General features: G+C 63.7%; 31 protein-coding genes and 1 tRNA gene. 12 read left to right on the top strand and 20 right to left on the bottom strand.

Going from position 1 to position 23715, the window contains the following annotated elements:
- The first annotated feature begins 55 nt into the window (after positions 1 to 55).
- The 11 genes from EGH21_RS12630 to EGH21_RS12580 all read left to right on the top strand — a co-directional run bounded on the left by EGH21_RS12630 (position 56) and on the right by EGH21_RS12580 (position 8236).
- A complete protein-coding gene (locus EGH21_RS12630; protein ID WP_220618838.1) occupies positions 56 to 439 on the top strand; it encodes a hypothetical protein in 384 nt (127 codons plus the stop codon).
- Positions 432 to 911, top strand: a complete 480-nt coding sequence (locus tag EGH21_RS12625; RefSeq protein ID WP_220618837.1) for a hypothetical protein — start codon at positions 432 to 434, stop codon at positions 909 to 911. The genes EGH21_RS12630 and EGH21_RS12625 overlap by 8 nt, the downstream gene beginning before the upstream one ends.
- Positions 901 to 1143: a hypothetical protein gene (locus EGH21_RS12620; protein WP_220618836.1), complete on the top strand. Its 243-nt coding sequence runs from the start codon at positions 901 to 903 to the stop codon at positions 1141 to 1143. Before EGH21_RS12625 ends, EGH21_RS12620 begins: the two co-directional genes overlap by 11 nt.
- Positions 1140 to 1367, top strand: a complete 228-nt coding sequence (locus EGH21_RS12615) for a hypothetical protein (RefSeq protein WP_220618835.1) — start codon at positions 1140 to 1142, stop codon at positions 1365 to 1367. Before EGH21_RS12620 ends, EGH21_RS12615 begins: the two co-directional genes overlap by 4 nt.
- On the top strand, positions 1364 to 3064 hold the full coding sequence (locus EGH21_RS12610) for a hypothetical protein (RefSeq protein WP_220618834.1): 1701 nt from the start codon (positions 1364 to 1366) through the stop codon (positions 3062 to 3064). The genes EGH21_RS12615 and EGH21_RS12610 overlap by 4 nt, the downstream gene beginning before the upstream one ends.
- Positions 3057 to 3824 carry a hypothetical protein gene (locus EGH21_RS12605; protein ID WP_220618833.1) on the top strand — a complete coding sequence of 256 codons (768 nt, stop codon included), beginning with the start codon at positions 3057 to 3059 and terminating at the stop codon, positions 3822 to 3824. Before EGH21_RS12610 ends, EGH21_RS12605 begins: the two co-directional genes overlap by 8 nt.
- Positions 3824 to 5221 (top strand): hypothetical protein, encoded by a 1398-nt coding sequence (locus EGH21_RS12600; RefSeq protein WP_220618832.1) that lies wholly within the window; start codon positions 3824 to 3826, stop codon positions 5219 to 5221. The genes EGH21_RS12605 and EGH21_RS12600 overlap by 1 nt, the downstream gene beginning before the upstream one ends.
- Before the next feature lie 195 nt (positions 5222 to 5416).
- The gene (locus EGH21_RS12595) at positions 5417 to 5713 is read left to right on the top strand and encodes a hypothetical protein (protein WP_220618831.1); all 297 of its coding nucleotides are present in this window, start codon (positions 5417 to 5419) and stop codon (positions 5711 to 5713) included.
- Between the two features lie 654 nt (positions 5714 to 6367).
- A complete protein-coding gene (locus EGH21_RS12590) occupies positions 6368 to 7420 on the top strand; it encodes a carboxypeptidase-like regulatory domain-containing protein (RefSeq protein ID WP_220618830.1) in 1053 nt (350 codons plus the stop codon).
- Positions 7420 to 7761 (top strand): hypothetical protein, encoded by a 342-nt coding sequence (locus EGH21_RS12585; protein ID WP_220618829.1) that lies wholly within the window; start codon positions 7420 to 7422, stop codon positions 7759 to 7761. The genes EGH21_RS12590 and EGH21_RS12585 overlap by 1 nt, the downstream gene beginning before the upstream one ends.
- Before the next feature lie 97 nt (positions 7762 to 7858).
- The gene (locus EGH21_RS12580) at positions 7859 to 8236 is read left to right on the top strand and encodes a helix-hairpin-helix domain-containing protein (RefSeq protein WP_220618828.1); all 378 of its coding nucleotides are present in this window, start codon (positions 7859 to 7861) and stop codon (positions 8234 to 8236) included.
- Positions 8237 to 8444: 208 nt separating this feature from the next.
- Here EGH21_RS12580 and EGH21_RS12575 read toward each other — a convergent pair whose 3' ends face one another.
- The 18 genes from EGH21_RS12575 to EGH21_RS12495 form a co-directional block, all read right to left on the bottom strand.
- On the bottom strand, positions 8445 to 9080 hold the full coding sequence (locus EGH21_RS12575) for a hypothetical protein (protein WP_220618827.1): 636 nt from the start codon (positions 9078 to 9080) through the stop codon (positions 8445 to 8447).
- A gap of 54 nt (positions 9081 to 9134) precedes the next feature.
- Entirely contained in the window at positions 9135 to 9542 is a 408-nt protein-coding gene (locus tag EGH21_RS12570) for a helix-turn-helix domain-containing protein (RefSeq protein WP_220618826.1), read from the bottom strand.
- Positions 9543 to 10198: 656 nt separating this feature from the next.
- Entirely contained in the window at positions 10199 to 10636 is a 438-nt protein-coding gene (locus EGH21_RS12565; protein WP_220618825.1) for a restriction endonuclease, read from the bottom strand.
- Positions 10617 to 10805 (bottom strand): hypothetical protein, encoded by a 189-nt coding sequence (locus EGH21_RS12560; RefSeq protein WP_220618824.1) that lies wholly within the window; start codon positions 10803 to 10805, stop codon positions 10617 to 10619. Before EGH21_RS12560 ends, EGH21_RS12565 begins: the two co-directional genes overlap by 20 nt.
- 337 nt (positions 10806 to 11142) lie before the next feature.
- Positions 11143 to 12777 carry a DUF7845 domain-containing protein gene (locus EGH21_RS12555; RefSeq protein ID WP_220618823.1) on the bottom strand — a complete coding sequence of 545 codons (1635 nt, stop codon included), beginning with the start codon at positions 12775 to 12777 and terminating at the stop codon, positions 11143 to 11145.
- Positions 12774 to 13370 (bottom strand): hypothetical protein, encoded by a 597-nt coding sequence (locus EGH21_RS12550; protein WP_220618822.1) that lies wholly within the window; start codon positions 13368 to 13370, stop codon positions 12774 to 12776. The genes EGH21_RS12555 and EGH21_RS12550 overlap by 4 nt, the downstream gene beginning before the upstream one ends.
- Positions 13370 to 14866: a DNA cytosine methyltransferase gene (locus EGH21_RS12545; protein ID WP_220618821.1), complete on the bottom strand. Its 1497-nt coding sequence runs from the start codon at positions 14864 to 14866 to the stop codon at positions 13370 to 13372. Before EGH21_RS12545 ends, EGH21_RS12550 begins: the two co-directional genes overlap by 1 nt.
- Positions 14863 to 15384, bottom strand: a complete 522-nt coding sequence (locus EGH21_RS12540; RefSeq protein ID WP_220618820.1) for a PD-(D/E)XK family putative nuclease — start codon at positions 15382 to 15384, stop codon at positions 14863 to 14865. The genes EGH21_RS12545 and EGH21_RS12540 overlap by 4 nt, the downstream gene beginning before the upstream one ends.
- Complete coding sequence (locus EGH21_RS24420; RefSeq protein ID WP_268899061.1) at positions 15381 to 15512, bottom strand: hypothetical protein; 132 nt, start codon at positions 15510 to 15512, stop codon at positions 15381 to 15383. The genes EGH21_RS12540 and EGH21_RS24420 overlap by 4 nt, the downstream gene beginning before the upstream one ends.
- Entirely contained in the window at positions 15505 to 15867 is a 363-nt protein-coding gene (locus tag EGH21_RS12535) for a hypothetical protein (protein ID WP_220618819.1), read from the bottom strand. The genes EGH21_RS24420 and EGH21_RS12535 overlap by 8 nt, the downstream gene beginning before the upstream one ends.
- Positions 15864 to 16136 (bottom strand): hypothetical protein, encoded by a 273-nt coding sequence (locus EGH21_RS12530; protein WP_220618818.1) that lies wholly within the window; start codon positions 16134 to 16136, stop codon positions 15864 to 15866. Before EGH21_RS12530 ends, EGH21_RS12535 begins: the two co-directional genes overlap by 4 nt.
- Positions 16137 to 16466 (bottom strand): hypothetical protein, encoded by a 330-nt coding sequence (locus EGH21_RS12525; protein ID WP_220618817.1) that lies wholly within the window; start codon positions 16464 to 16466, stop codon positions 16137 to 16139. It abuts the gene before it with no gap.
- A gap of 226 nt (positions 16467 to 16692) precedes the next feature.
- Positions 16693 to 16763, bottom strand: a tRNA-Pro gene (locus EGH21_RS12520).
- A gap of 71 nt (positions 16764 to 16834) precedes the next feature.
- The gene (locus tag EGH21_RS12515; RefSeq protein WP_220618816.1) at positions 16835 to 18025 is read right to left on the bottom strand and encodes a carboxylate--amine ligase; all 1191 of its coding nucleotides are present in this window, start codon (positions 18023 to 18025) and stop codon (positions 16835 to 16837) included.
- Between the two features lie 91 nt (positions 18026 to 18116).
- On the bottom strand, positions 18117 to 19007 hold the full coding sequence (locus tag EGH21_RS12510; RefSeq protein WP_220618815.1) for an RNA-guided pseudouridylation complex pseudouridine synthase subunit Cbf5: 891 nt from the start codon (positions 19005 to 19007) through the stop codon (positions 18117 to 18119).
- Between the two features lie 4 nt (positions 19008 to 19011).
- Positions 19012 to 19590: a (d)CMP kinase gene (gene cmk, locus EGH21_RS12505; protein WP_220618814.1), complete on the bottom strand. Its 579-nt coding sequence runs from the start codon at positions 19588 to 19590 to the stop codon at positions 19012 to 19014.
- Between the two features lie 70 nt (positions 19591 to 19660).
- Positions 19661 to 20554 carry a DUF106 domain-containing protein gene (locus EGH21_RS12500; RefSeq protein WP_220618813.1) on the bottom strand — a complete coding sequence of 298 codons (894 nt, stop codon included), beginning with the start codon at positions 20552 to 20554 and terminating at the stop codon, positions 19661 to 19663.
- A 34-nt stretch (positions 20555 to 20588) separates the two neighbouring features.
- Positions 20589 to 21239 (bottom strand): adenylate kinase, encoded by a 651-nt coding sequence (locus EGH21_RS12495; RefSeq protein ID WP_220618812.1) that lies wholly within the window; start codon positions 21237 to 21239, stop codon positions 20589 to 20591.
- Positions 21240 to 21358: 119 nt separating this feature from the next.
- On the opposite strand from EGH21_RS12495, the gene EGH21_RS12490 reads away from it, so the two are divergent.
- Positions 21359 to 21811 (top strand): peroxiredoxin, encoded by a 453-nt coding sequence (locus EGH21_RS12490; protein ID WP_220618811.1) that lies wholly within the window; start codon positions 21359 to 21361, stop codon positions 21809 to 21811.
- Here EGH21_RS12490 and EGH21_RS12485 read toward each other — a convergent pair whose 3' ends face one another.
- Both EGH21_RS12485 and EGH21_RS12480 read right to left on the bottom strand, forming a co-directional pair.
- A complete protein-coding gene (locus EGH21_RS12485) occupies positions 21812 to 22783 on the bottom strand; it encodes a C-terminal binding protein (protein ID WP_220618810.1) in 972 nt (323 codons plus the stop codon).
- Between the two features lie 49 nt (positions 22784 to 22832).
- On the bottom strand, positions 22833 to 23657 hold the full coding sequence (locus EGH21_RS12480) for an NAD-dependent epimerase/dehydratase family protein (RefSeq protein ID WP_220618809.1): 825 nt from the start codon (positions 23655 to 23657) through the stop codon (positions 22833 to 22835).
- Positions 23658 to 23715 lie beyond the last annotated feature (58 nt).

Below are 23715 nucleotides of genomic sequence, written 5' to 3'. Positions count from 1 at the left end.
ATCGAATCCCCTCACGGAGAGGGCGAACCAACAGCGGGCCGGGAGGTGGCCGATAGTGCCAACGATGGATCCGGTGGCCGGCATCGGCGCGTTCGTCGCCATCCTCGGCACCGTGTTCCTCCTCCGGTTCGCCGTCGCGTATGCCCGGAGCGAGGATCTCAGCGTCTCGTGGGATCGAACCACGCAGTGGGTAACGGCCATCGCGATGGCTGTCGGCGGTGCCGTGATGATGGGCCTCGTCCAGTTCGGCGACCTCGTCGGCATGGCTATCGAGTTCGTCGTCAGTCACCCGTACTTCGTGAGTAACTTCGCGGTCGGTGGCCTCGGCGCTGGAGCGCTGTCGGGCGCGATCTCGCTCACCGTGTCCCAGTACGTCGGCATCGCACTGGCGCTCATCGGCCTCGTCTTCCTCGTCGTGGAGGTGGACGAGTATGTCTGACCTCGTCGAGTTCGACGACGTCCGACTGTCGGACCTCTCGCTCGGTGGCTGGTTGGGACTCGTGATCGCTGGCGTCGGCCTGTGGGCCATCGGAAAGGCGCTTGTCGAGTGGGTCATGCTCGGGAATGACCCGCTCGTCGGCCTCGTCGCTGGTGGGTTCTTCGCACTCATCGGTGCCATGCTGGCCTACGATAACGGCCTACCGGAGTGTGAGGCACACTGCGAGGCGTGCGGCGGGCACATCCGGTCGCAGTCGAGTCGCGACGGCGTCAGTGAGTTCGTGGAGGTCCGTGCATCGGGTACACCGCGACGGGCCAGCGTCGGCCCGCTAACGGTCGTCACGGAGCGGAATCGGCGCGAGTGGACCTACTGCTCCGGCGAGTGTGCGGCTGCCGACGCCGAGAGTCGGCTCCTCGTCGGCCACGTCGAGACTGAAGCTATCCGCACGGCGGAGGTGGACGATGCCACCTAAGGGCGGCCCTGGCGGGGCGCCGACACTCCCCGACGCCGTCCCGAGTGGCGTCCAGAACCTGCTGGACGGCATCTTCAACTGGGGCGGCGACGCCGGCCGGGCGTTCGGCGAGTTCGTGAACGGTCTCGCGCAATCCATCGGCGGCGGGCCGGCAGTCATCATCGAGCGCGGGGCCGAAGTGATGGCACAGTCCGTGTCGACCGCCCTCGACGTCGGGGTGGTGGTCGCATGACTGCCCCGTACTCGCTGGCGACGCTGACCCACCCACAGATCGCGCCGGAGGCGATCGCGACGCTCACCAGTCTCGGCGCGGCGGCGTACATCGGTGCGGCGACCGCGGCGGCCGGCCAGTACGCGCTGACCGGGTTCGCCGTCCTCGCAGTGCTGGGCCTATTGGTGGCGCTGAAACGGGTCGACAGACGCGCTCGGTACGTGGAGGAGCTCACCACGACATGAGCCGGGCACCCATCGCGCTGCTGGCGCTGGTCGGCCTGCTGGTCCTCTCACCGGTCGTCGGCGCCGTCGACGCCCAACAGGTCGGGAACGAGACGGCCGGCAACGCCAGCGCCAGCGACGAGAGTGGCCTGACCCTCGACGACCTCACCCAGACTGGCCCGCGACAGGCGAACTCCCCACCGAGCGTCCGGATGGGCCAGGACCAGTTCTTCTGGGTCGTCTACTGGCCGGCCAACAACCCCTTCGCCAACCCCGGTGCGACCGATAGCGGCGAGTACCTGCCGCCCGGCCACACGGTCGGCCGGAACGCCGTGTATCTCCGCACCTGGACCTACGGCGACCAGCAGGAGACCGTCCACGTCGCCTACTGGGAGAAAGGCCAGAAGACGGTCCAGCGCGGCAACACGACCACGACGGTCCCAGTCGCGAAGAACGTCACGCACGTCACGCACGACGTCACGTTCGAGCGAGGGCGGCCCACGGTGAAGATCCCACTCCGCCAGCACGACGAGGCAGTCCGCGTGACGATGTGGATCGAGGGCAAAGAGTACGCGCGATGGGCGAACTTCAGACACAAGAGCATCGCTACCACGCAGTCCGTGGACATCAACAGTGCCGGTGACTACATCGCCAGCGTCATCGTCGATTTCCTAGCGATCATCGTCGTCGGTGGGTTCGCCGTCGGCTGGCTCTGCAAACAGGGACTCGACAAAGCAGGAATCGGCCCGCAGTACGGCTATACGCCGTGGATCATCGCCCTCTCGTTGGGGACTGGCCTCGGTGGCCTGCTCTTCTACGAAGGCGTGGCGTCGCTCGTCGTAAACGCCCAGTACGTCGTCTCACTGTACGTCGTGGGGCTGTTTGCGATCATCCTGCTGGAGACGTACACGAACAACGTCAGCAAGGCGGTGTTCTTCCGCCCCACGCTCGAACACGCCGAGAGCCCGACTCGTGAGGGGCAGAATTCCTACGACATCATCGACGGCGAGATGGATGTGGAGAAGATCGTCCGGACCGAGCACGGCGTCGCAGTCGTGAAATCGGGTCTGTTCCCCTTCCTCGCCCGCGTCTTCGGCAAGAGCGCTCGACTCGCGAACGTCGAACAACTCCGGACGCGCGTGCCGCTGAAAGAGGGGTCGAAATGGGACGAGATGTTCGTCGTCGACCCAGAGAGCGAGAAACTGCTGTTCTACGAGCCAGAGCACTGGACGATCGACTGGCCGCCGCTGGACCGCGACCACGGCGGTGAGTGGCTGGCTATCGTCGGCGCTATCGTTCTGGCTATCGGGTCGGTCCACTACGGGCTGGCGTCGTTCTGGCCAGTCACGACCGTCACGACGATGGGCCTTCTCGTGTGGCTGGCGACGCCAGTCGACGGCAAGGCCGCGGTCCGTCCGGCGCCGATGCATCTCCGCTCGGCGTTCGGAACGATGGTCCAGTTCGCCGAGGACGTCGACGACGCGAAACACCTCGAAGAGGTCAAAGACCAACTCGACCGGGAACGCGTCCGCAAGCAACGCGCAATCGACGAGAAGGTCGCCGACCACGACCGCACGCTCATCGAGGAGTCCTACGATCCCGACGGCGAGGTGCCGGCGGCGATCCGGAACGACGACACCGACGAGAGCGTGACCGATCACCGCCGCGAGGCGACGAACGGCTCGCTGGCTGCCGATGAGGGTGATAACGATGAGTGACGCGCAGGACTCGTCGTACACGCCCGCACTGGTCACGCTGAAAACGAACGTGCGCGACCGCGCCGACGAACTCCGGGCGGGCCTCCGCTCGGAAGACCGCGTGCTGGAGTGGCTCCAGGAGATGACGGTCCGGACGCTCGGCCGTCTCGACCGCCGGATGTACGCTGACATGGCCCGCCAGTTCCGCGGTCAACAGGGCCTTCTCCTCGGGGCGATGCTCCGGCCGTCGGCACGCCGGGGACCGATGCGCGACCTCGACGAAGCGGTTGCGAAGGACGTTCGCGAGCGCATCCTCGTCACCCACGTCCAGCCAGCCCACCGCAACGCCTTCCGGAAACTCCGGAACGACGTGACCGAGTACGTCGAATCTGCTGACGAGGGCGACACGCACGACCCACGCCAGCAGAAGCACATCGGGATGCGACCTGGGCTGACCGAACTCGACCAGCTTCAACAGTCGGTACTGGCCGAGTTACTCGAGGGCCTCGACGACAAGCCGGCCGTTATCGGCTGGAGTAGCGACGTGCTGGATGCCACGCACGGCGAACTCGGCGCAGAGTGGGGCAAGCGCGTCTATCAGGAGGGCGCGACCGTCGACGTGCTGACCGGCGACAGGCCAGAGCACGAGCGGTCGCGGCGGCTCTTCGCGGCTACGCACCTCCTCCCGAAGTTCAGAGCTGGCGTCCGCGTGCGCATCGGCCGGGCTGGCGAACTGCCCGAGAAAGGCGCTGGAAACGACACGGAGCAACCTGATTGGTGATGAGTCAGATACCATACGAGAGCGCAGAGTCACAGACGATCAGCGAACAGATACTCCCGGAGAAGGCGGATTCACAGCCCCAGATCCGGGATCAGCTACGGACGCTCACGGAGCCACACACGACGTCGTGTCAGGCGCTGGGCGACCCGGCGGCGAAGAACCACAACGACGGCGAGGACATCCACAAGCGGTTCGGCAAGAAGCCGCTCCACCAGTATCTCCACGACGCCGAGGGCGTCCCCATGTCCATCGCCCAACATCCAGAGGCGTTCGTCGACGCCCTCGTCTACACGGATGAACGCGATCTCGAACTCCTCCGGGCACTGGCCGGGAAGGTGGACTACCACCCGGACAACGCCCGCCTCTCTCACGAGGCACTGGAGCGCTACCCGCCGTATCGAGCGAAAGTCTTCGAGTGGATCGCCGACAAGCCGAGCCGGGTCAACCGGATCGGCGCGGTGAAAGGGACCGACATGTTCATCCACGGCGAGCCCGGCGGCGGCAAGACGACGCTGGCACTGTCGATGGTGATGTGGCGGATGCAGGTCAACAACGAGACCTGCATCTGGGCCGAGTCCGTCGACGAGTCGGGGACGAACGAGCGGACCGAATGGTTGGCACTCGCACCCTACGCGACGCTAGCCATTCCCGAGGGGATGAACACGCGGGTCCGGATCGTGCCCGAAGCCCACGGCGTCGACGAGTTCGAGGTCCGCCCAGAAGACATCACGCGGGACGTCATCCGTTACGAGTCGGTGCAGGACTTGATGAGCCAGCTGCTGCCCGGGCAGTTCTACGTCGTCTTCCCCGACCCGTTGCATCGAGGCTGTCGCGACGTCTCGAAGTTCAATTTCTTCGACTACCGGATGACGACGCCCGTCGACGAGGACGGGCCGACGAAACCGACTGACGCGGATCACTGGTGGTTCGCGTTCGTCGCCCACCGGATCACGGGCGACGTGTTCGTGCATCCGACGTTCATCAACCTCGACGAAGCGGGGAACATCCTCGACGCCGACGCCGAGAAAGACGCACACGAACACTATGACAAGATCAAGTGGTTCAGGAACAAGTACGCCGACGCCCGGAAAAAGGGGCTCTCGTTCTCCTACCAGGCCCACGCACTGAGTGAAGTCCATCGGTTCGCCCGCCAGAAGATTCGCTGGCGGCTGACCATGAACGGTAACTCGCCGCCACTGGGCCGAACGCTGCCCGGCGACCGCTCGTGTCCACTGAACGAGGACCTGACCTCGGACATGGACACTGGCGAAGGGATGCCGTGGAAGGCGCCGAATTTTGCGAAACTCAAGTGGCCGAACATGAAGGGCGATGCCCGACTGGACGCCGAGGTCAGCATCGACTTTTTGAACTGGCAGGAGGCGGTCGGCAGTGCTTGAGCAAATCGCTGTTCGCTCAGAAATTTTTAAAAAATCTGAGCGAGCAGGGGGCAGGGGTCGAAAACCGAAATCGGGGTCGAGCGGCCGCGAGAAGCCGGTCGAGATTTCGGCTTCGCACGCGCGCGTTACTCCGATAGGACACGAGCGGCCCCCCGGGGGCACGCGCACACAGTACTGCGGAGGTGCGTCCGCGTGATGGCTGCCGTCGTCTACGAGCTCGTGAAATCGCTGCTGGAACTGCTGGCGAGTCACGTCGGCGTCGAGGGCGTCGCCATCGGCGGGCTGGCGGCGGTCGTCGTCGGCCTGTGGTACCTGCGAGAGGCCGCCGACGCGTTCGTGGTCCTCGCTCGGTACTCGCGAGTGCTCTCGCTCATCGGGTTCGTCGTGCTGGTACTGGCGGTCGTCGGGACGTACAGCGGCGTCGTCGACGTCGGGAGTGCCGTGTCGGCGGTTGGACAGTTCGTCAATCGAGTTTCGGAGGTGCTACACTAAATGACAAACAAAGATGATAGAGATTGGCAAAAGCTACTGAAAACCGGCGGCATCGCGATACTGTTGATAGCATCTGGAGCGGCCCAAATTGCGGGAGCGGCAAGCTCTCCTACTCCCTATGGCGGGACGGATTTGGACCAATTTGCAGACGGAGATTTGAATGAGTACCATTGCGACGGTAGTTGTTCAATAAACGATGTTGGTCGGATAACGACGAACCACACCGTTAACGACGACTACGCTTTAGAGCTCCACAGTAAGGAGTATATGGAAGGCTCTTTCCATAACTCCGGGTCGTTCGACAATATCTCAATGTGGGTTTATTTCGAGGCGGGGAGTCAAGAAGTCGGACAAGGATTGTGGGACCAAGTGGACGGGAACAAACTAATGTATAATCGCTATAACGCGGGGAGTGGGAGCGTAACTATTCGGTACTATGATGGTTCATCGTGGTACGATACCAACGTTACTTTCCCAACAGAAGAACACGTTAGGGTCTTTTTCCGACCGGATTACGGTTCAAACAGCTACACGGTGGCGGCTTACGACACGTCCGGAAATTTAATTTCTGAAAGCAATTCTATCGCGTTTTACCAGAATGGGAATAGTATCGGAGCGGTCAATTGGGACCAGCGGACCTATCAAGGACCCCACATGGTTATCGACAATATCGTCGGTAACGCACAACCCTCGACCTCCAAAGTCTCCGGAACTGTCACGGACACTGACGGCAACGCACTCGAAAACGCCACGGTTGAAACGGACACCGGCAAGTCGACGACAACGAACGCCACGGGCTACTACTCGTTCTCGTTGAAGGACGGCGACTACGAGATCACGGCGTCGAAATCGGGCTACAAGAACAGTTCCCAGAACGTCACGGTATCGGGTAGCGACGTCACAGGCGTCGACTTTGCGATGGTCGACACCGACCGCTTCGAGATGGAGTTCGGCCTCGACGACCGGACCGAGAACGACCTCTTCGCCGACGATCTGAAACTGTACACCGAGCGCCCGGACGGCACAGTCTCGGTCACATCGTTCAACCACAACACGAAGGCGTTCGTGAACCTCTTAGACGGCAAGACGTACAACTTCACGATCATCAGCGACGAACCGGCAGTGTGGGAGACAAAAGGGTTCATCGCCGTCAAGTCGATCCAGCAGGCGACGTTCATCATCAACGCGCCGAAGCGAGCGACCACAGAGACGAACGGGACGGCGACGCCGACACTCGACGAACGCCTCGACGTCCGGTTCGCGGAACTGGAGTCGTCGCTGACCGGCAACGGCACCGCGGTCACGGTCCAATCGCCGGAACCCGTCGAGGAGTTCGACTACACGATTCGGAACGAGAGCGGCGACCCGGTATACAACGGTACTCGCGAGTTCGACGACCCGACGCGGTTCTATCAGGGCCAACTCTCGGATAGCGTGACGAACAACGCCTCGCAGGTCGAGAACCCGACGCTGGACTACTCCGGCGAGTACGCGAACGGGACGGCGTTCAACGGAACGACGGACCTCTCGGGGACGCTCGGCGGCGGCTCCGCGTTCGGCCCGACCGGGACGGGCGGCGGTGGCGGCACGGCTTCGACGGTCGCCGGCGTGGGCCTGCTGGCCGGCGCGGCCGTCCTCGCGTACCGACGCTTCGGGAACGGAAACATCGGTCAGACGGTGAGCAACCTCGTCGGGAGGAGCCGCTGATGGCAAACAGTAGCGTGTTCGCGAAGCTCGCGACCGCGATGCTGGTGGCGGCGCTGCCCGTCGCGGTGGTCGGGGATCTCCTCGTGGACGGACTGGCGCCGGTCGTGATCGGCGTCGCCCTCGCGGTGGGTGGCCTCGGCATGATCGTGCTGGACTCGGTCGCCGCGCCGACGCCGGGGAAACTGCTGTGGGTCCTCGGCGTCGGGCTGATCATCGCCCCCGTCGCGGCGGGGAACGTCCCGCTGTTGCCGTCGGAGGTGCCCGCCGAGACGATCGTCGCCGGCCTCGTCGTGCTGGTCGCCGCCTACGCCCAGCGCGTCCGGGAGGTCGACATGCCGTGAGTGTGCCGTTCGAGGTGCCACTGGTCGCGTGCGTCCGCTGTGCGGCTGAACAGTCGACGGATTGGTGTCCGGCGTGTGGGCGTCGACGCACGCAGGTATGACCGATATCGGGGCACTGCTGGTCGGTCTGTCCGCACTCGTGTTCGTCGTCGGCCGCTCGTACGTGGTGGTGAGCGACTGGCTGGAGTCCGACGATCCCGGTCCGTCGCCGGTCGAGGAGGTGCATCAAGCGTATCTCGATGGCGAGATCGACGAGACGGAGTTAGAACGCCGGCTGGGCATCCTCGTCGACGACCGGGCGAGTACGATTCGAGACATGTGTGACGACGTCGACGGCATCGGCGATGAACTCTCTCGAGAGCTGGCTGACGAGTTCGACACGGTGGCCGATCTCCACGCGGCCGACTGTGAGGACCTCCAGCGCGTCGACGGTATCGGGGACAAGAAGGCCGAGAAGCTGTTGGACGAGTTGTAGCTGGGGTAGCACTACAAGGCCAGAGTGGCAGAGTTCCGCCCATGGTCAACAGCGAGTTCCGAGCGAAGGTTCTGCGGGCGCTCAGGCTGAACTCTACGGGACCGACGGGCGGTGTCAGTCTGACTGGGTTCAAAACGTTTCAATACAGACTCACCTAGTAGAATTCACACAAACACCAATGAGTGTCCACTCAATTGTAGAGAAGGCACTAATTGTATTCTCTACATATCTTACACCCAGATATATACAAGAGATATACGACTGAAAGTGCAAAGATTGTCAATATAGGTAATGAAGCTGTTGAAAATCCGAAAACACTAAACTCAATTTGCATTCCTTTCTTAACTCCCCATGCTAATAGGCTGAGGGATGTAATTAGTGAAAGCTGTGACAACGCTAAAAATATACCATTGAACTGATTTACTTGTTGAGTTCTGTCAATCCAATCTTCATATGAATCTAGTAAGATTACGAGCCATTCATCATCCCGATATTTATTATCCAGCATTCTGTTAATATCACTTGAATTCGGACCTAAGTCTGGAGATGAGCTACTGTAGGTAAACATCCCAAGTGAGATTGAAAGAACAAGTCCAGCGATACCCCACTTTGTAAATGGGTTTACAAACGTATTTGGATTCTCTATCACAGACGGGGCAGAAACAATAATTCCCAAAATTACAGCTGTAATCCTAACAGTTCTGGTTGCCTTGTTATCTATATCATTTAAAATACTTATTTGATGGTCCAGTACGGTTCGTGCTTCTTCATGTGTGATTTTAAGAGAGCGAATATTAGATGGGTAAGACAGATCTTCAGATGGCGATTCTTCAGAGTCAGTCATAAAAATATCTCATCTACGTTTCTGATTTGATACCATTTATTTTCAACGATATATTTATTTGCTTCGATATACCCCATCTTGGACTTTGTCTAGATGGTCTTTCTCAACGAGTTTTCCCAGTGAGCGACTAACGCTGGATTTGGGGCGATTTATCGCCTCCGCCAGCTCTCCTGTCGTATGAGTTCTTCCTTCTGATTCTCTAAAATATTCAAGTATCTCGGTCTCGACTTTGCTCGCTACGCTGTTTAACAATTGGTACTGGTAAAGCAGCTGTTTCAGTTTCCTCAGATCGATTTTAGCCTGATCAATCGTCCGGACATTAGGGGCTGAAAACCCCGGATCATCGTTTATCTCAATGATTCCAAACTCTTGGAGGTTCTTCAGTTGGCCTTCTGTCAAAGTCACTGACGTAAATTGCATTCTAGTACTTCCGTCAATTTGAAACTCTGATTCTGAGGACATATCTTAACTCTGTACACAGGGTCAGTTAAATATTTTTGCTCCCGTTACTCCTAAAATCGGATATCTCGAATTATTTACCGCATTTGCGAAGTAGAATAGCACCTACGTATAGTAATTTGATATTTGCATCAATCTCTGATTTTTCGGAACGTATATCGGCTCCTCGATGTACAGGCATTTGAGATATTGCTCAAATATCCTTTCATATTTCCTTTATAGCATGATATTAACGTCAATAACTATGTCACTACTGTCATTGCACGTCGGAAGGATTTATGTTCTGCCACACATAGGTATACTCACCATGGCTGATATCAGAGACAAAGAACCCCCGCTCGAAGGACAGAAGGGGTATAAAGGACCCGCAATCTTCGCCAGGTTCTTTCACTCACGTGTTGAACGTGATGTAGACGACGAATAAAGCCACAAATCTGGACTGCACGCGTTTTCAACCTTCTGTAAGAGCACTACCCCAGATACATCCTCATACCATCGGAACTGGGACGTTAAACAGTATTTCGAGCATTTTGAGGACAATATAGGCTCCGAGGAGCAAGATTACTACTTGACGGATTAGATCGGCAATATCTCTGTCACCGGTTTCTGTATTACCATCTACGTCTCCGAACCGAAGATCATCATCTGTCATTGTTATTTTACTTAGATTTACCGTTGTCGTACCATTCCAGGATATCAAGGGCGTCGTACCTCTGAACCAACTGAGCGAGGTCGTCGGCATCAATACACTTCACTCTCATTCTGTCTGCCAACTCTCGGGCGTCCTTCGTGAAGGAACTCGTCGTGACAATTGTTACACCCTCAACGTCGTCCCACTGTTGTCTCAGAGCAGCGTACTGCTGGACATCCCTGCTCGTGATTTTGTTCCCCGCTGCGTAGCGCTTGCACTGAACGGCAGTTTTTGGGCCTCCATCAGGTGGTTGTCCGATGACATCGAGGCCCTTGTCTGGGCCTGCATCCATCACTTCCGTTGCCCACCCCTGACGTTCCTGCCAGACATCGGCAACAAATTGCTCGAAGTGACGTGGAGGGAGACGCCGTAGCGCCTCCAGTATCTCACATGAAGCTGAATCCACTGTCGTTGTCCCAGTCAGGCCGGAATTCGTTCAACGTCTCCTTGACGTAACTCTCAGAGCAGTCGCAGTTCGCTGCAATCTGTTTCGGGTTTGAGACACCCAGATCGTACTCGTTTATAATCGCGTCTTGAAGTTTGGTAGTGTCGTCATTGTGGTTGTTCCCAAACATATCGGGTTCTACTGATTTGTGACTGATAAATTTATTCCCAGTTACATACCAGCCATAGTGAGAGAGCCTCGATCAACACCCTTGTTTCGCGTGCTTCAACTGGAGTCTGCGGCAGCGGGGCGGGGTGTATTTTTGCGCCCCGCAGGGGCGTGGCCTTAGCCACACCCGCTAAGGGGTGCTGCCCGCCGGGCGGGCACGCGACCGACAACCAACTGCCGATGAGACCGAAACAAGCCGGGAACCGACTGCACCCGAAACAGGGGTTACGGGGTTCGGCCGCGTTACCACTTATAAAGAACCAGTACGCTGGATAGTGATGCCTCTCGGCTGTCGGGCGCTACCGGAGGGTTCTGGCCGGGCGCGTGTACTGCGTGCCGTCGATGGCGACCTCGACGACAGCGTCCAGCAGCGTCGCCGGATCACGACCGTCGGTCTTCCAGGCGCGGATCATCTCCCCGATGACGTCGCCAACGAGTGGCTGGTTCGTCGACTTCAGCTCTGAGAGCACCGTGTCGATGCGGACCACTGGGCGCTGCCCCTCGTGGTTGGGCGCCTCGAACTCGGCGCCGTACTTCGCGAGCCACCGGTCGAACGCCGACGACGACGACTGCCGGACGTCCATGTCGACGATACGAGCGGCCCGGTCGGCTGCTGAGTCGATGGCGTGCTCGACGGACTCGACGAGCCCGCGAACCTCCTGCCGAAGCTTCTCCGAGACGAACCGGACGTGGCCGTTATCGCTGGTGACGACGCCCTCCAGCCGCTGGAGCATTCGATACACCGTCGACAGCGACGTGTCGGTCGCATCGGCAAGCTGCTCAGCGTGCATCCCGCCGTCGGTCGCGAGGGTCTCGGTCATCGACTGGTCGGTCGGCGTCATGTCCCGCAGCACGGTCAGCAGCAAGTGCTCCTGCTGGGTCTCCAGCCGTGGGAGCGGGTCCTCGTGAATCGGCACCGACGACTCTGCGGGCGCCGCTTCGAAGTGATCGTCGGCGACGAACGTCGTGCCGCCAGCCTCGGTCGGCACACCAGCCCACGAGAGCAACGACAAAAGCCGCTCGTCGAGTTCCTGAATCACGTCGTGCCGGTCGGCCCAGGAGACCGACCCCGTCGACGTCCGCCCGGCGACGAACTTCACACCGAGCTTCGGATGGTACAGCGGATCGTCTGGGGTGAAGTTCTCCGGGTTCTCCGGGAGGTAGCTCTTGATGTTCCCGCCGAGACGGTGCTGTGGGACCAGTTCTTCGGCACTCACAGACCCGTGCTTGAGGATGTGGTGGTGGCCGCGTTCCTCCTCGTTGTCCCACTTGTACTCACCAGCTGTCCCGGTGGCATCCGACAAGAGCATCGTCAGCCGGTCGAGGACGCCACCAGTGCCGATGAGCTTCTCGTTCATCGACCGCGTGAGGCGGACATAGCGCTCGACGGCCGTAACGTGCCCATCGAACGGCGCGTCGAAGTAGCCGTGATACAGGCCGACTCCAGCATCGTCGGCGAGCTCGAAGATCGCCCGCGCCAGCAGGCCTGGGAGTTCGTCGAGATCGATGTTCGACGGCTGGGCGTGCACACTCACACCGGCATCGGCGTCGGTGTGGTTGAACGGGAACGTCAGCTCTTCACCATCGGGTTTCCGCATGGACGGGAACCGCGGCGAGACGTTGAAGTTGCACTTGCGCTCGCCTTCACCGTCGACGTGGATATCGAACTCGTAGAGCGTGTCACTGTCGACGGGATCGGTCGGGCGAGGCGCGATGCCAGACGTCGAGTAGTTCAACCGGAGGTCGCACACCTCGCCGTCGATGACGACGTCGGAGAGTTCGGCGTACCCGTCGCACTCGTTAATGAGCAGGTCCGCAAGCGCCCAGTACGGATCAAGCCCATCGTAGTCGACGGCCTCGCTGTTGCCGGCGGCGACGGGACCGTAGTAGAGCCACGCGTCGGCCTCGTGGATGTGCGGCGCGACGTGCGTCACTCCGACGCACCTCCGTCGGTCGCGTACTCACCGAGCGTCGCTGCCTCGGTCTCCGGTGTGGTCTCACTCGTGTCGACGCCGTCCCGCGAGTACCCCTCGGTGAGCCGTTCGGCAGCTGCCGCGTCGCGTTCCCGAAGGTCGCCAGCAGTGACACCGCTCTCGTCCTCGCAACACTCACACGGCCGGCGTGGGCCGTGCGGGAGCCGGTCGGGCCGCTCGCCATGCAACCGAAGCCACTCTTCGCGCTGGTCCAGCCGGTGCATGACCGCCCCGCGAGGCTCCTCGAGGTCGACCGCCGAGTCGTACCGGTCGTTCGCCAGCCGTCGTTCGACCGCTTTCCAGATACGGACCCGCTCGATCGTGTCGATGCCGTCGATGAGCGAGAACACGACCATCGCCGCGGTCGTGACGTCCCGGTCCTCGACGAGGCGGACCTGCTGGGGACCCGTGCCTTCGTGATCGATCTGTCGTCTCGTCGACCGGGCCATGAGGTCCTGATCCAGCCAGCGGGCCGGGTCTTCGCCCAGACGGTCGGCGAGGTCGGGACAGCGCAACCGCTCGCGGATCTCGCTGCCCTGGTGCGTCGACGGCATCAGTCATCGGCCTCCCCGTCGACAGGCTGGTCAGACTCTTCCCACTGTGAGATAGCGGGCTGGTCGGTCGGAAGGAGGAGCTGTTTGACGAGTGCCTTCCCGAGGTTGACCGGTACCGCGTTCCCGATCTGCTTCGTCGTCTCAGTCTTGTTCCCCGCGAACTCGTAATCCGGTGGGAAGCCCTGCGCGGCCGCCAACTCACGCGGCTGCAGCATCCGGTACCGGAGGTCTAGCCCCCACGGGTACAGGTCGGGGAGACACAGCGCGTGTCGGTCTTTCGTCGTGACCGTCGGCAGCGGTTCTTCGACAGTTTTCACGTCGCTGTTGCCGTAGTACTCGACGAGGAACGGCGAGACGAGGTGGCCGTCGTGGTTCTTCGCCGTGACCGTGTGGAGCGGCCGGTCGTCGGCCTCGTACGTCGCGTTACTGTGGAGCCCACGGAACGCACCGTTGCGCGGCAACACGAACGCATCGGCGTGGATGTAGTGAATCGCCCCTCGCGTCGCGATGGTCGGAAGCGGACTCTCGCGGGAGTCCTTCGCCTTCGCGTTCGAGTGCTGGCCCATCACCATCGGCACCGAGAGCGCAGTCGTCTCGTCCCGGTCGGCGATCGCCGCCGGGCCTTCGACGAGGAACGGGTCGCTCCGTTCGGCGGCGGCCTGTTGAACGTCGTCGACGGCGACCACGTCGGCCTGCATCGCCTCGACGTCGTCGGGCGTGAGGGTCGCTACGGCCTCGGCGAAGGCGGACAGCCGCTCGTCGCAGTGCTGGCGGATGCCTTCGGCGATGCGCTGCATCGTGTTGTTCGACAGCGGACGCGAGCGCGTCCAGAGGGTCTCACCAGTGTCCGACCAATCGATGATTTCGGCAGCCGTTCGGTACGGCTCAGTGCCGGGCACCTCGCCGTCCTCGCTGTGGGTCGGCTCGGGGAACGACGGGCGGTAGTCTCGGCGCCCCATCACGAAGAACCGTCGTCGCGAGGTCGCGTCGCCGTAGTCGGCGGCGTTCAGTTTCGTGTGCCGGACCGAGTAGCGGTCGGCCTCGAGCTGGGCTTTCCAGGCGTCGAACTTCGTCCCGTCACGAGAGGGTTCGCCGTCGACGATCGGGCCCCACGATTCGAACTCGGGAACGTTCTCCAGCAGCAGCGTCTGGGGCTGGAGCTTGCCGACCCAGTCCAGCACGTGCATCGGGCTGGCGCGGGCCTGTTCGGTGACCGGCTTGCCACCCCGCGCCGTCGAGAAGTGTGTACACTCCGGCGCCGCGATGAGGATATCGACGGTGCCGGGATCGACGACGTCTGGCGGGTGGAGTTCCTCGATCTTCGCGTTCAGATGCGTCGCCCACGGATGGTTTCGCTCGTGGGTCTCGATGGCTTTCCCCCAGTGGTTGACCGCGACCAGCTCGACGTCGCGATCGAGGTCTTCGCACGCCTCGGCGAGTGCCGTCGAGAGCCCGCCGCCACCGCAGAACAGGTCGACGGCCGTGACCGTCGTCACGCCGGCTCACCCCCGAGAACGCGGCCGAGCAGGTGCGGCCACCCGAGTTTCGCGAGCGTGCCCTCGCGACGGTCGGTCTCGCGCCACCGACCACGCAGGTGTTCGTCTAGGAGCGATGCCGGGATTACAGCAATCGCGACCAGCACGCGCTCATCGCCGGGGGTCGTCTCGTAGACGGCCAGCGCGTAGTAGCTGGCGCCGTCCAGCAGCGCGGCGTGCTGGCCGTCGTCACGACCTTTCAGCACCCACCGACCGCGGGACCGACCCGGTCCGTCGCTGGTCCAGCGTTTGCACGCCTTGATCTCGACGTGGGCGCCCACGGGCACGAGCGGCGTCCCACAGAACACGACAGGCACGTCGGCGTCGACGAGCGACGGACAGAGTAGCTCGGTCACGACAGCGTCGTGATGGGCATCGTCGTCTTCGGCGGCTGCAAGCGCATCGACGGTGCCGACGACGAGGTCCTCAACGTCGAGGCCGATGGCCTTCGGGTCGGCCAGCTCCGTGGTACTACTCACGACCCAACCCTCCAGAACCGGGAGAAGTGGTCACGACTGGTCCACGGCTTGACGATGGCGGTGCCGCCAGCGTAGGCCCATACCGTCGCACCGAGGAGGTGTTCGCGGGCGATGGTGCGCTTACTCACCAGCACCACCTCCGATATCGTCGGCCGACCGGAACAGTCGGGACGAGTCCTTCCGCGTCGAACAGCGCGGGCAGAGATGATCGGTCGCGATTTCGTCGTCAGGCTGGTCTGGGCGGAGGTACCGCCAGCGCGATCCGATCGGCGTCTCGTCGCCACACCCGTCACACGCGAAGGTGTCGCGGCCGCCGTCGGTGGCGACCTCCTCGTCGCCGAACCCACAGATCTCCCGGAGCGACCGGTCGCGGTGGGCCCGTTCCCACGCGTAGGCGCCGTAGAGTCCGCCGACGAACCACGACACCAGACAGTAGGCGAGGACGAGTGTCGCGGCCTCACCACCCGAAGGGTAGAGCGTCACTGCGACCCCTCCCGGTCAGTCGCGTCCGCAGACTGACCACCGTCGGTTATCGGCCGACCACCGTCACTACGCGCGAGAGTATCCCGGTTAGCTTGCGCACGAACCCGGTTGGCCTGCTGGGGTTGGATCTCGCACCAGTGGCGCCAGATGAGGAGCCAATCGCGGGTACAGGGCTCGCACATCTCGTAGCGCGACCCGTCCGCGAAGCGGGTCACCGTCGTTCGACCGATGGCACCGCAGGACTCGCACTCGTCGTCGTGCGACACCATCTACGCGTCACCTCCCGCGCGGTCCCACTCGAACTCGTGTTCGACCGTGACCTCGTCGTTCAGGACTCTTGAAGCGAGCGTCTGGTCGGGGTAGTCGTGGTCGCCGAATCCGCTCGTGTCGGCGTCGTCACCAGTGTCGATACTCCGGTGGAGTTTCGACCGCGTTCGACCAGTCGTCAGGAACGTCTCGACGTCTTTCTCGGCGACCGTGTCCCAGCCGTCGGGGAAACACTGGTCGCAGAGATCGTGACCGTCGACGCCCCGAGAGTCGGCCGATCGTCGGACCCAGTTGCCGTCCGTGAGACACGGCGTCTCCAGCGTGACGGTCATGGGCGGCACCTCCCGTCATCGAGGGCGGGACAGTTCTGCCCGTCGTCAGTAATAGAGAACCCACAGAACTCGCAGACAACCGGCGTTGGTTCCGTTGTGGAGGCGTCGGAAATCAAGCCGACCACCTCGCACTTAAAGACCGGTGTTTAGTACACCATTCACTGCTAAGGAATTTGGTTGCAGTAGCTCTATGCTCCTCGTAATTTCCATCCGGGTGAAATTGGAGTGGGACCGCCGAGATTCGAACTCAGGTCCTACCGACCCCATCGGCAGAGGATACCGCTACCCCACGGTCCCGCACTCGGGAGGACGAGTGTGTTTTAATTAAGGGCTTCGCTTCGGCCGCGCCGTGGTGGGGTGTGCCGCGGTCACGGGAGGTGGGAGCGGACCGCGAGACGGCAGTCGCGGAGGAAGGGCCACGGGTCCGACGGCCAGAGGTAGTCACAGTCGGGGTGGCGACGGAACGACGTGACGAGTTCACGGAGTGCCGTCCCGAGACCGGGCGGGTCCACCAGCGGACAGTCGTGGGTCCAGAGGCTGTACAGGTACGACGCCTCGCCGCGGAGCAGGTGGGTCCCGACGCCGGTCTCGTAGTCGCTGGTCCCGGCCACCGGGTCGCCGCCGGCGAGACGCCAGATGGCCCACGGGTAGTCGGCGCCGGCGCGAACGTCACAGGACAGCGAGGCCCAGAGCCGCGGGTTGACCTCCATGAGCAGGTACTCGTCGCCGTCCGTCGGGCGACGGAACTCCACTTCCGCGGGGCCGTGCCAGTCGAGTGCGTCCAGGAGCGCGCGGCCGGCGCGTTCGAGACGCGGGTCGAAGACCGACTCCCGGTAGACGCTGGCGCCGCCGGTGTACTTGAACCCGCGGTGCTGGCGTATCTGACTCGTCACCACCGGGTCGCCGTGGTCGTACAGCGCCCGGAAGGAGAACTCCGTCCCCCGTACGTAGGGCTGTGTGACCGGGACGTGTTCCATCCGTTCGACGAGCGCCTGCCGGTCGGGGGTCTGGCCCGGTTCGAGGTACACCGTCGAGGGCGGCTTGTGCAGGTCGCGTGAGGGGATGGCTCGGTCGTACGTGCCCGTCAAGAGCGCGTACCGCGACTTGACGATACGCTCGTCGGTCCAGTCGGTGACCGCGTCCAGCGGGTCGGTGGTCGCGACGGGGACGTCGGCCGACGCCGCCGTCGCGAACAGCGCCAGTCGGTCGTGCGTCTCGCGGACCGTCTCGAACGCCGGCCAGAGCGGGGCCACGTGGTCGGCGAACGCGTCACGGTTGCTCGCGAGGACGAAGGCATCCTGTTCGCGGCCGGGAAAGATGGTTCGTACGTCGGGTCGACGGGCCAGCGAGAGGAGCGCCGACGCGTACTCGTCGGGGTCCGTCGGCGTCGGAAGCGGGACGAACTCGTCGCAGTAGCGCGAACGGGCGCTCGGCGGGAGAGCGAGGTCAGACGCGACGACGGTGTCGACCCCGTGCCGCCCGAGCGAACGGACGGTAGCGATACTGCCCGGCGACCCGTTACCGACGACGACTGCTGTGTGTCCCGTCTGCGCTCCCATCGGTAGATAGGACGGGACCAAGCAGTAGGTAACGAGGAAATTACCGGTCCGACTCCCCGCGTTCCCGCGAGTAAGGCCCGTCTATCGGCCCTCAGACGAGGACGCGTTCGAGTTCGACGACGGTCCCGCTGTCGGCCTCGGGGTCGCCGACCAGCGTCCCGAGACAGACGGCCGCCCCGTCGGGGGTGTAACAGGCGACCAGCGCACCCTCGTCCGGCGTGGCGTCACCGACCGCCGCGGGACGGGCGTCCACGACACCGGGGGCGTACACCGGCGCACCGTCGGCGACCGCACGCGCGGCGCTATGGGCGACCGTCACCCGCGGGAGCGCGACGAGGGCGCGTTCCGCTGGCTGGACGGCCTCGCGGAGGGACGTCTCGTCGCCGTCCTCGGCGAAGGCGAGTGCGTCCACGAGGTCGTGCATCGACACGAGAGCGGCGTCGTCGAAGGTGCCCGTCGCGGTCCGGCGCAGGTCGCCCATGTGGGCACCGGTTCCGAGCGCCAGTCCGACGTCGTGACACAGCTTTCGGATGTAGGTCCCCGACGCACAGCGCACGCGGAGGAGGGCCCGACGCTCCTCGCGTTCGAGCACGTCGAGGTCGTGAATCCGGCGAGTCCGCAGTTGCCGCTTCACGGCGCTCTTCCGGGGCGGTTTCTGGTACACCTCGCCCTCGAACTCGGCGACGACCGACTCGAAGTCCGCGGGGGCGCGGTCGTGCAGTTCCAGCACCGCGACGTACTCCTTGATAGCATCGTCGAACACCCGCGCCGCGCGGGCGGCGTCGCCGAGCAGAATCGGGAGACAGCCGGTCACCTTCGGGTCGAGCGTGCCGCCGTGGGCCACCCGGGACTGGTCGGTGGCGTCCCGGACCCACGCGGCGACCTGATGGGCCGAGGGGCCGGGGGGCTTGTCGAGGTTGACGACGCCGAACGAGAGCAGGGCGTCGACGTCGCGGTCGTCGGGTGGGTCGCGGAGTGCCATCGGCTCAGAACTCGTAGCGGATGCCTTCGACGGGCGCTTTCCCCTCGTCGCCGTCGGGCCGGTAGGAGTCGATGGCGTGCAGCGAGACGCTCAGGACGCCCTGTGGGTCCCAGCGGGCGGTGTTCACTGAGAGGTCGTAGATGGAGAGGTCGTCGAAGTCGATGTCGTAGTAGTCGTTGTAGCGCTGTGCCTCGCTGTCGCCGCGCTCTTTGGTCTCCGTGCGGGCCTGTTCGAAGGGCTTGTTCTCGCGCTGCGCGATGCGGTCGGCCCGCACGTCGAGCGGTGCGGTGAGCCAGAGTTTGATGTCGGCGTACTCCCCGGCCATCCACCCGGCGAGACGCGATTCGAGGACGAGGTCGTCCCGTTCGGCGGCGATGTCCCGGAGCCGTCGGTCGAGGTCGCGGTCTATCTGGTCGTCCTCCTCGGCGGCCTTGTTCAGTTCCAGCGGCGTCATCCCCCGCTCTTCGGCCAGCGAGCGGAAGATATCGCCGCCGCTGACGTGGTCGTAGGAAAGCGCGTCGGCGAGGCTCTTCGCGAGCGTGCTCTTCCCGCTGCCAGCGGGACCAGAGACGGTAACCAGCATAGTCACCCTCCGCGGGTGGCGATAAAAGGAGTTGTGTCTTCGGACCGCACCGGGACCCGTCGCGGACGGGTCAGGTGCCGGTCGGCGTCGTCTCGACGTTCAGCGCCTTTCGGATTATCTGGGTGAACGAGAGCGAGCACAGGAAGTACCAGAGGATCCACGCCTGGAGCGGCCCGGCAGCGCCCTCTCGCCACGAGCTGACCTCGCCGAGTATCGGGAACGTGACGACGGGTGGCTCCAGCGACATCCCGGTGCCGAACACCATCCAGTAGAGCCACAGGAAGATGGGGATGTTGATGAGCATTATCCAGACCATCGGGCGGAACTGCTTCTTGAACATACCCATCTGGTCGGTCATGAGCTCCATCTGCTCCTCTTCGAGGCGGTCCAGCGCCTCGTCGTCGCCGCGCTCCTTCGCGGCCTCGCGGCGTTCCTTGAGGTCCTGCATCTTCTCCTGATGGTCGCCCATGCCGGACATGTCCATCAGTTGGTCCTGCAGAATCGAGGACGTCGAGCCGGTGAACACGGCCAGGACGAGGATGACGACGTAGAAGGGGACGACTTCCGCGAGCGGTCCCAGCGCCACGTCGATGACGCCGCCGATGGCGTTACGGACGGAGTTGAGCGAGTAGCCCGCGAACAGGCCGAGCGTCGCGAGGCCGGCCAGTTTGTCCCACGTGCTCCAGCCGCCGTCGTCCTCGTCGTCTTCGGGGGTGGCGTCGGACTCCTCGAGGGCCTCGCGGACGCCCTCCGGGTCGTCGACGACGAACCCCTGTCCGTCGGCGTCGACGAGGAGGCCGGACTCGATGAGTCGGCCCCACTCGCCGCTGGTGATGTCGTCGCTGACGTCACTCCACGTGACGGTACCTTTCTCCTCGGCGACGGAGAGGACCTCGGCGAGTGCGTCGGTCATTGCTTCGCCCTCGTCGGCGAGTCGTTCTACCTTCGGCGCGGTGCGTGCCATTGTACAGTGTTCAGCAGTGGCGACTTATCAACGTTTATTCTGCGTGTGCGTCGACCGCGCTCTCGATGTCCGCCCAGACCTCGTCGGGGGTCTGCTCGCCGTCGACGGCGACGAAGCCGTCGTGGTCCTCGTAGTGGGCGATGACCGGGGCGGTGTTCTCGTCGAAGACGTCGAGTCGGTTCCGCACCGACTCCTCGTTGTCGTCCTCGCGCTGAATCAGGTCGCCGCCACACTCGTCGCAGACGCCCGCTTCCTCGGGTTGGTTGAACTCGACGTGGTAGTTCGCGCCACAGTCGTCACACACCCGGCGGCCGGTCAGGCGGTCGACGAGTTCCTCGCGGGAGACGTCCAGCGAGAGAATCACGTCGAGGTCGGTCATCCCTTCGAGTTCCTCGGCCTGCTCCAGATTCCGGGGGTAGCCGTCGAGCACGAACCCGTCGGCCTGCGAGAGCGCCTCGTCGACGATGGCGTTGACGACGGCGTCGGGGACGAGGTCGCCCGCTTCCATGTACTGCCGCGGCGTGTCGTACTCGGTGTCCATGTCGCTGATGTCCATGTCCTTGTTGGCCCGCAGGGCGTCCCCCGTCGTGACGTGCTCGACGCCGTAGGCGTCGGCGAGGTTCGCGCTCTGCGTGCCCTTTCCGGCTCCCGGCGGTCCGAGAATCAGGATTCGTGGGTTCGACATGGACGCCGGTTCTCCCGCGCTCGTTAAATGGTTGTCCAAACGCGACTGGGCCGGACCGACAGTGTCCCCGCGTCTGCCCCGACCCAAATCCGTAAAACCGCGGCCCACCAGGTGGCGGTATGCTCGAAGCAGGCGACCCAGCACCCGACGTGAGCGCACAGAACCAGTACGGCGAGACGGTGACACCGGACTTCAGCGAACCGACGGTCGTCTACTTCTACCCCGAGGACTTCACCGGCGGGTGTACCATCGAGGCCCGCGACTTTCAGGAGGCGTACCCACAGTTCCGCGAGGGCGGCATCACCGTCTACGGCGTCTCGACGGACGACGTCGAGACCCACGCCGAGTTCGCCGACGAGGAGGGGCTCCTCTACGACTTGCTGGCGGACACCGACGGCGCGCTGGTCGAGGCGTTCGGCGTCGACGCGCCGGACGGCCGTCCGAACCGGCGGACGTTCGTGCTGGCCGACGGCGAAGTGAAAGCCGTCTACGACCCCGACCGCGCGGACCCGTCGGGCCACGCGGAGGAAGTGCTGCACGACACGCGCAACGAGTGCGTGCAGGGCGGGTAGTCAAATCCACGGCGTCTCCGGGTCGACCGGATTCGTCGGGTCCTCCCCCTGCAAGACGGCCGCCACGTCGCTGGCGACCCCCCGGGAGAGGTCGGCCCTGCTCTCCTCGGAGTACCATCCGACGTGTGGCGTGCAAACCACGTCGTCCCGGCCGGCGAGCGGGTCGTCCGGGCCCGGCGGTTCTTCGGCGCGAACGTCGAGTCCCGCCTTCGCCACAGAGCCGTCCTCGAGGGCCGCGAGAAGGGCGTCCTCGTCGACGACCGGGCCGCGGGCGGTGTTGACGAGGACGACCTCGTCCAACCGCTCGAACTCCGCGGTCGAGAACAGGTGGTGGGTCGTCTCGTACAGCGGCGCGTGAATCGAGAGGAAGTCGACCCGGTCCAGCATCGCCTCGAACGACACCTTCTCGACGCCGTAGTCCCGCATCGTCGCCGCGTCGACGTTGGGGTCGTGGGCGACCACGTCGAGTTGGTAGGCGCGGAGTTTCGACGCCAGACGCCGGGCGATGGCACCGAACCCGGCGAGGCCCAGTGTCCGGCCCCGCATCCGGTGGAGCGGCCGGCCGGTCCGCCAGTCCCACTCGCCGGCCGCTATCTCGCGGTCGTAGTGGGGTATCGACCGCACGCAGGCCAGCAACAGCGAGAGCGCGTGGGTCGACACTTCGTCGAGACAGTAGTCGGGGACGTTCACGACGGTGATACCGTGGTCGGCGGCCGCGTCCACGTCGATGTTGTCGACGCCGATGCCGGCCCGGCCGACCACCCGCAGGGTGTCCGTGGCCGAGAGCGACACGGCAGTGACCGGCGTCGCCGCGTCCACGATGATACCGTGAGCGCCCTGTACGGCCTCGGTGACAGCAGACTCCGTCTTCTCGTCGAGCAGTTCGATGCTCGCGCCCGCGGCCTCCAGAATCTCGGACTGTGTCGTCGGGTCGACCGTCTTGTTGTCACAGAGTACTATCGTGTGGTCCATACCGACGGTGCCACACGCCACGACAAAGAGGTTAGGCCGGCGTCTCCACCTACGCCGGCGGGCCGTCCCACGCCTCGCCGTCGTCCTGCGGGTCGTAGCCGACGGTCTCTCGGGCGTACGCGAGGTCGTCGAGCCAGCGGCGCTCGTTCCCGCTGACGCCGTAGAAGTGGTCCCACTCCACGCTCTCGTCGTCGAGACAGCACGCCACCAACTGCGCGCAGTCCCGTCGCGACTGCCAGAGGCCCTTCATCCGGGCGACCTGTTCCGCGTAGGCGTCGCTCCCGCGCTCCCAGCGGCCCTCGTCGACGCCTCGTTCGGCGTCGCCGTAGGGGTGGTCGTACTCCGGGTCCCGGACCGCGCCGATGCGGAGGCCGTAGAACCGAATCCCGTGGGCTTCGGCCGCCAGTCGCCCCACGTCCTCGCCGTAGCTCTTGGTGAGGCCGTACCGGGAGTCGGGCCGGTGGGGTTCGTCGTGGCCCGCGCGGACGCCCGTGTCGTGGTACACGTCGGGCGCGTTGCGGACCTCGACCATCCCGACGGCGTGGTTCGACGAGGCGAAGACGAGGCTGTCGAGGTCGGCGTCGACGGCCGCCTCGGCGACGTTGTGGATGCCTTCGAGGTTGTCCGCCAGCGGTTCGGACCATCCGAGCGAGCGGTCGTCGGGACCGCCGGTGCCGGGCGTCAGCGCGAGGTGGACGACCGCGTCCTGCCCGTCGAAGTGGGGCCGTATCTCGTCGTAGTCGCGCACGTCGGCGACGACGTCCGTCTGGTCGCCCGCGTCGACGTCGAGACGCGTGAACTCGTAGCGGTCGTCGAGGTGGTCGGTGATAGCGGTCCCGACGGTGCCGTTCGCGCCCGTGAGGAGGACGTTCATACACCGAGTCCGCCCGGCCGAAGTATAGGTGCTCTGCCGGGACGGACGACGCCACGCC

Origin of the sequence: Haloarcula rubra (assembly GCF_019599465.1) — an archaeon.
GTDB classification, from domain to species: domain Archaea; phylum Halobacteriota; class Halobacteria; order Halobacteriales; family Haloarculaceae; genus Haloarcula; species Haloarcula rubra.
This window is presented reverse-complemented; position numbering and strand designations above follow the sequence as displayed.

Bases quoted from the DNA above. Each gene is read 5' to 3' on its own strand.
- EGH21_RS12500 (WP_220618813.1), bottom strand. From the start codon at position 20,554: ATGGCACGCACCGCGCCGAAGGTAGAACGACTCGCCGACGAGGGCGAA.
- EGH21_RS12625 (WP_220618837.1), top strand. From the start codon at position 432: ATGTCTGACCTCGTCGAGTTCGACGACGTCCGACTGTCGGACCTCTCG.
- EGH21_RS12490 (WP_220618811.1), top strand. From the start codon at position 21,359: ATGCTCGAAGCAGGCGACCCAGCACCCGACGTGAGCGCACAGAACCAG.
- EGH21_RS12600 (WP_220618832.1), top strand. From the start codon at position 3,824: ATGAGTCAGATACCATACGAGAGCGCAGAGTCACAGACGATCAGCGAA.
- EGH21_RS12480 (WP_220618809.1), bottom strand. From the start codon at position 23,657: ATGAACGTCCTCCTCACGGGCGCGAACGGCACCGTCGGGACCGCTATC.
- EGH21_RS12550 (WP_220618822.1), bottom strand. From the start codon at position 13,370: ATGCCGTCGACGCACCAGGGCAGCGAGATCCGCGAGCGGTTGCGCTGT.
- EGH21_RS12515 (WP_220618816.1), bottom strand. From the start codon at position 18,025: ATGGGAGCGCAGACGGGACACACAGCAGTCGTCGTCGGTAACGGGTCG.
- EGH21_RS12530 (WP_220618818.1), bottom strand. From the start codon at position 16,136: ATGGTGTCGCACGACGACGAGTGCGAGTCCTGCGGTGCCATCGGTCGA.
- EGH21_RS12570 (WP_220618826.1), bottom strand. From the start codon at position 9,542: ATGTCCTCAGAATCAGAGTTTCAAATTGACGGAAGTACTAGAATGCAA.
- EGH21_RS12590 (WP_220618830.1), top strand. From the start codon at position 6,368: ATGGTTATCGACAATATCGTCGGTAACGCACAACCCTCGACCTCCAAA.
- EGH21_RS12575 (WP_220618827.1), bottom strand. From the start codon at position 9,080: ATGACTGACTCTGAAGAATCGCCATCTGAAGATCTGTCTTACCCATCT.
- cmk (WP_220618814.1), bottom strand. From the start codon at position 19,590: ATGCTGGTTACCGTCTCTGGTCCCGCTGGCAGCGGGAAGAGCACGCTC.
- EGH21_RS12510 (WP_220618815.1), bottom strand. From the start codon at position 19,007: ATGGCACTCCGCGACCCACCCGACGACCGCGACGTCGACGCCCTGCTC.
- EGH21_RS12605 (WP_220618833.1), top strand. From the start codon at position 3,057: ATGAGTGACGCGCAGGACTCGTCGTACACGCCCGCACTGGTCACGCTG.
- EGH21_RS12585 (WP_220618829.1), top strand. From the start codon at position 7,420: ATGGCAAACAGTAGCGTGTTCGCGAAGCTCGCGACCGCGATGCTGGTG.
- EGH21_RS12560 (WP_220618824.1), bottom strand. From the start codon at position 10,805: ATGTTTGGGAACAACCACAATGACGACACTACCAAACTTCAAGACGCG.
- EGH21_RS12485 (WP_220618810.1), bottom strand. From the start codon at position 22,783: ATGGACCACACGATAGTACTCTGTGACAACAAGACGGTCGACCCGACG.
- EGH21_RS12580 (WP_220618828.1), top strand. From the start codon at position 7,859: ATGACCGATATCGGGGCACTGCTGGTCGGTCTGTCCGCACTCGTGTTC.
- EGH21_RS12610 (WP_220618834.1), top strand. From the start codon at position 1,364: ATGAGCCGGGCACCCATCGCGCTGCTGGCGCTGGTCGGCCTGCTGGTC.
- EGH21_RS12620 (WP_220618836.1), top strand. From the start codon at position 901: ATGCCACCTAAGGGCGGCCCTGGCGGGGCGCCGACACTCCCCGACGCC.
- EGH21_RS12595 (WP_220618831.1), top strand. From the start codon at position 5,417: ATGGCTGCCGTCGTCTACGAGCTCGTGAAATCGCTGCTGGAACTGCTG.
- EGH21_RS12495 (WP_220618812.1), bottom strand. From the start codon at position 21,239: ATGTCGAACCCACGAATCCTGATTCTCGGACCGCCGGGAGCCGGAAAG.
- EGH21_RS12615 (WP_220618835.1), top strand. From the start codon at position 1,140: ATGACTGCCCCGTACTCGCTGGCGACGCTGACCCACCCACAGATCGCG.
- EGH21_RS12525 (WP_220618817.1), bottom strand. From the start codon at position 16,466: ATGACCGTCACGCTGGAGACGCCGTGTCTCACGGACGGCAACTGGGTC.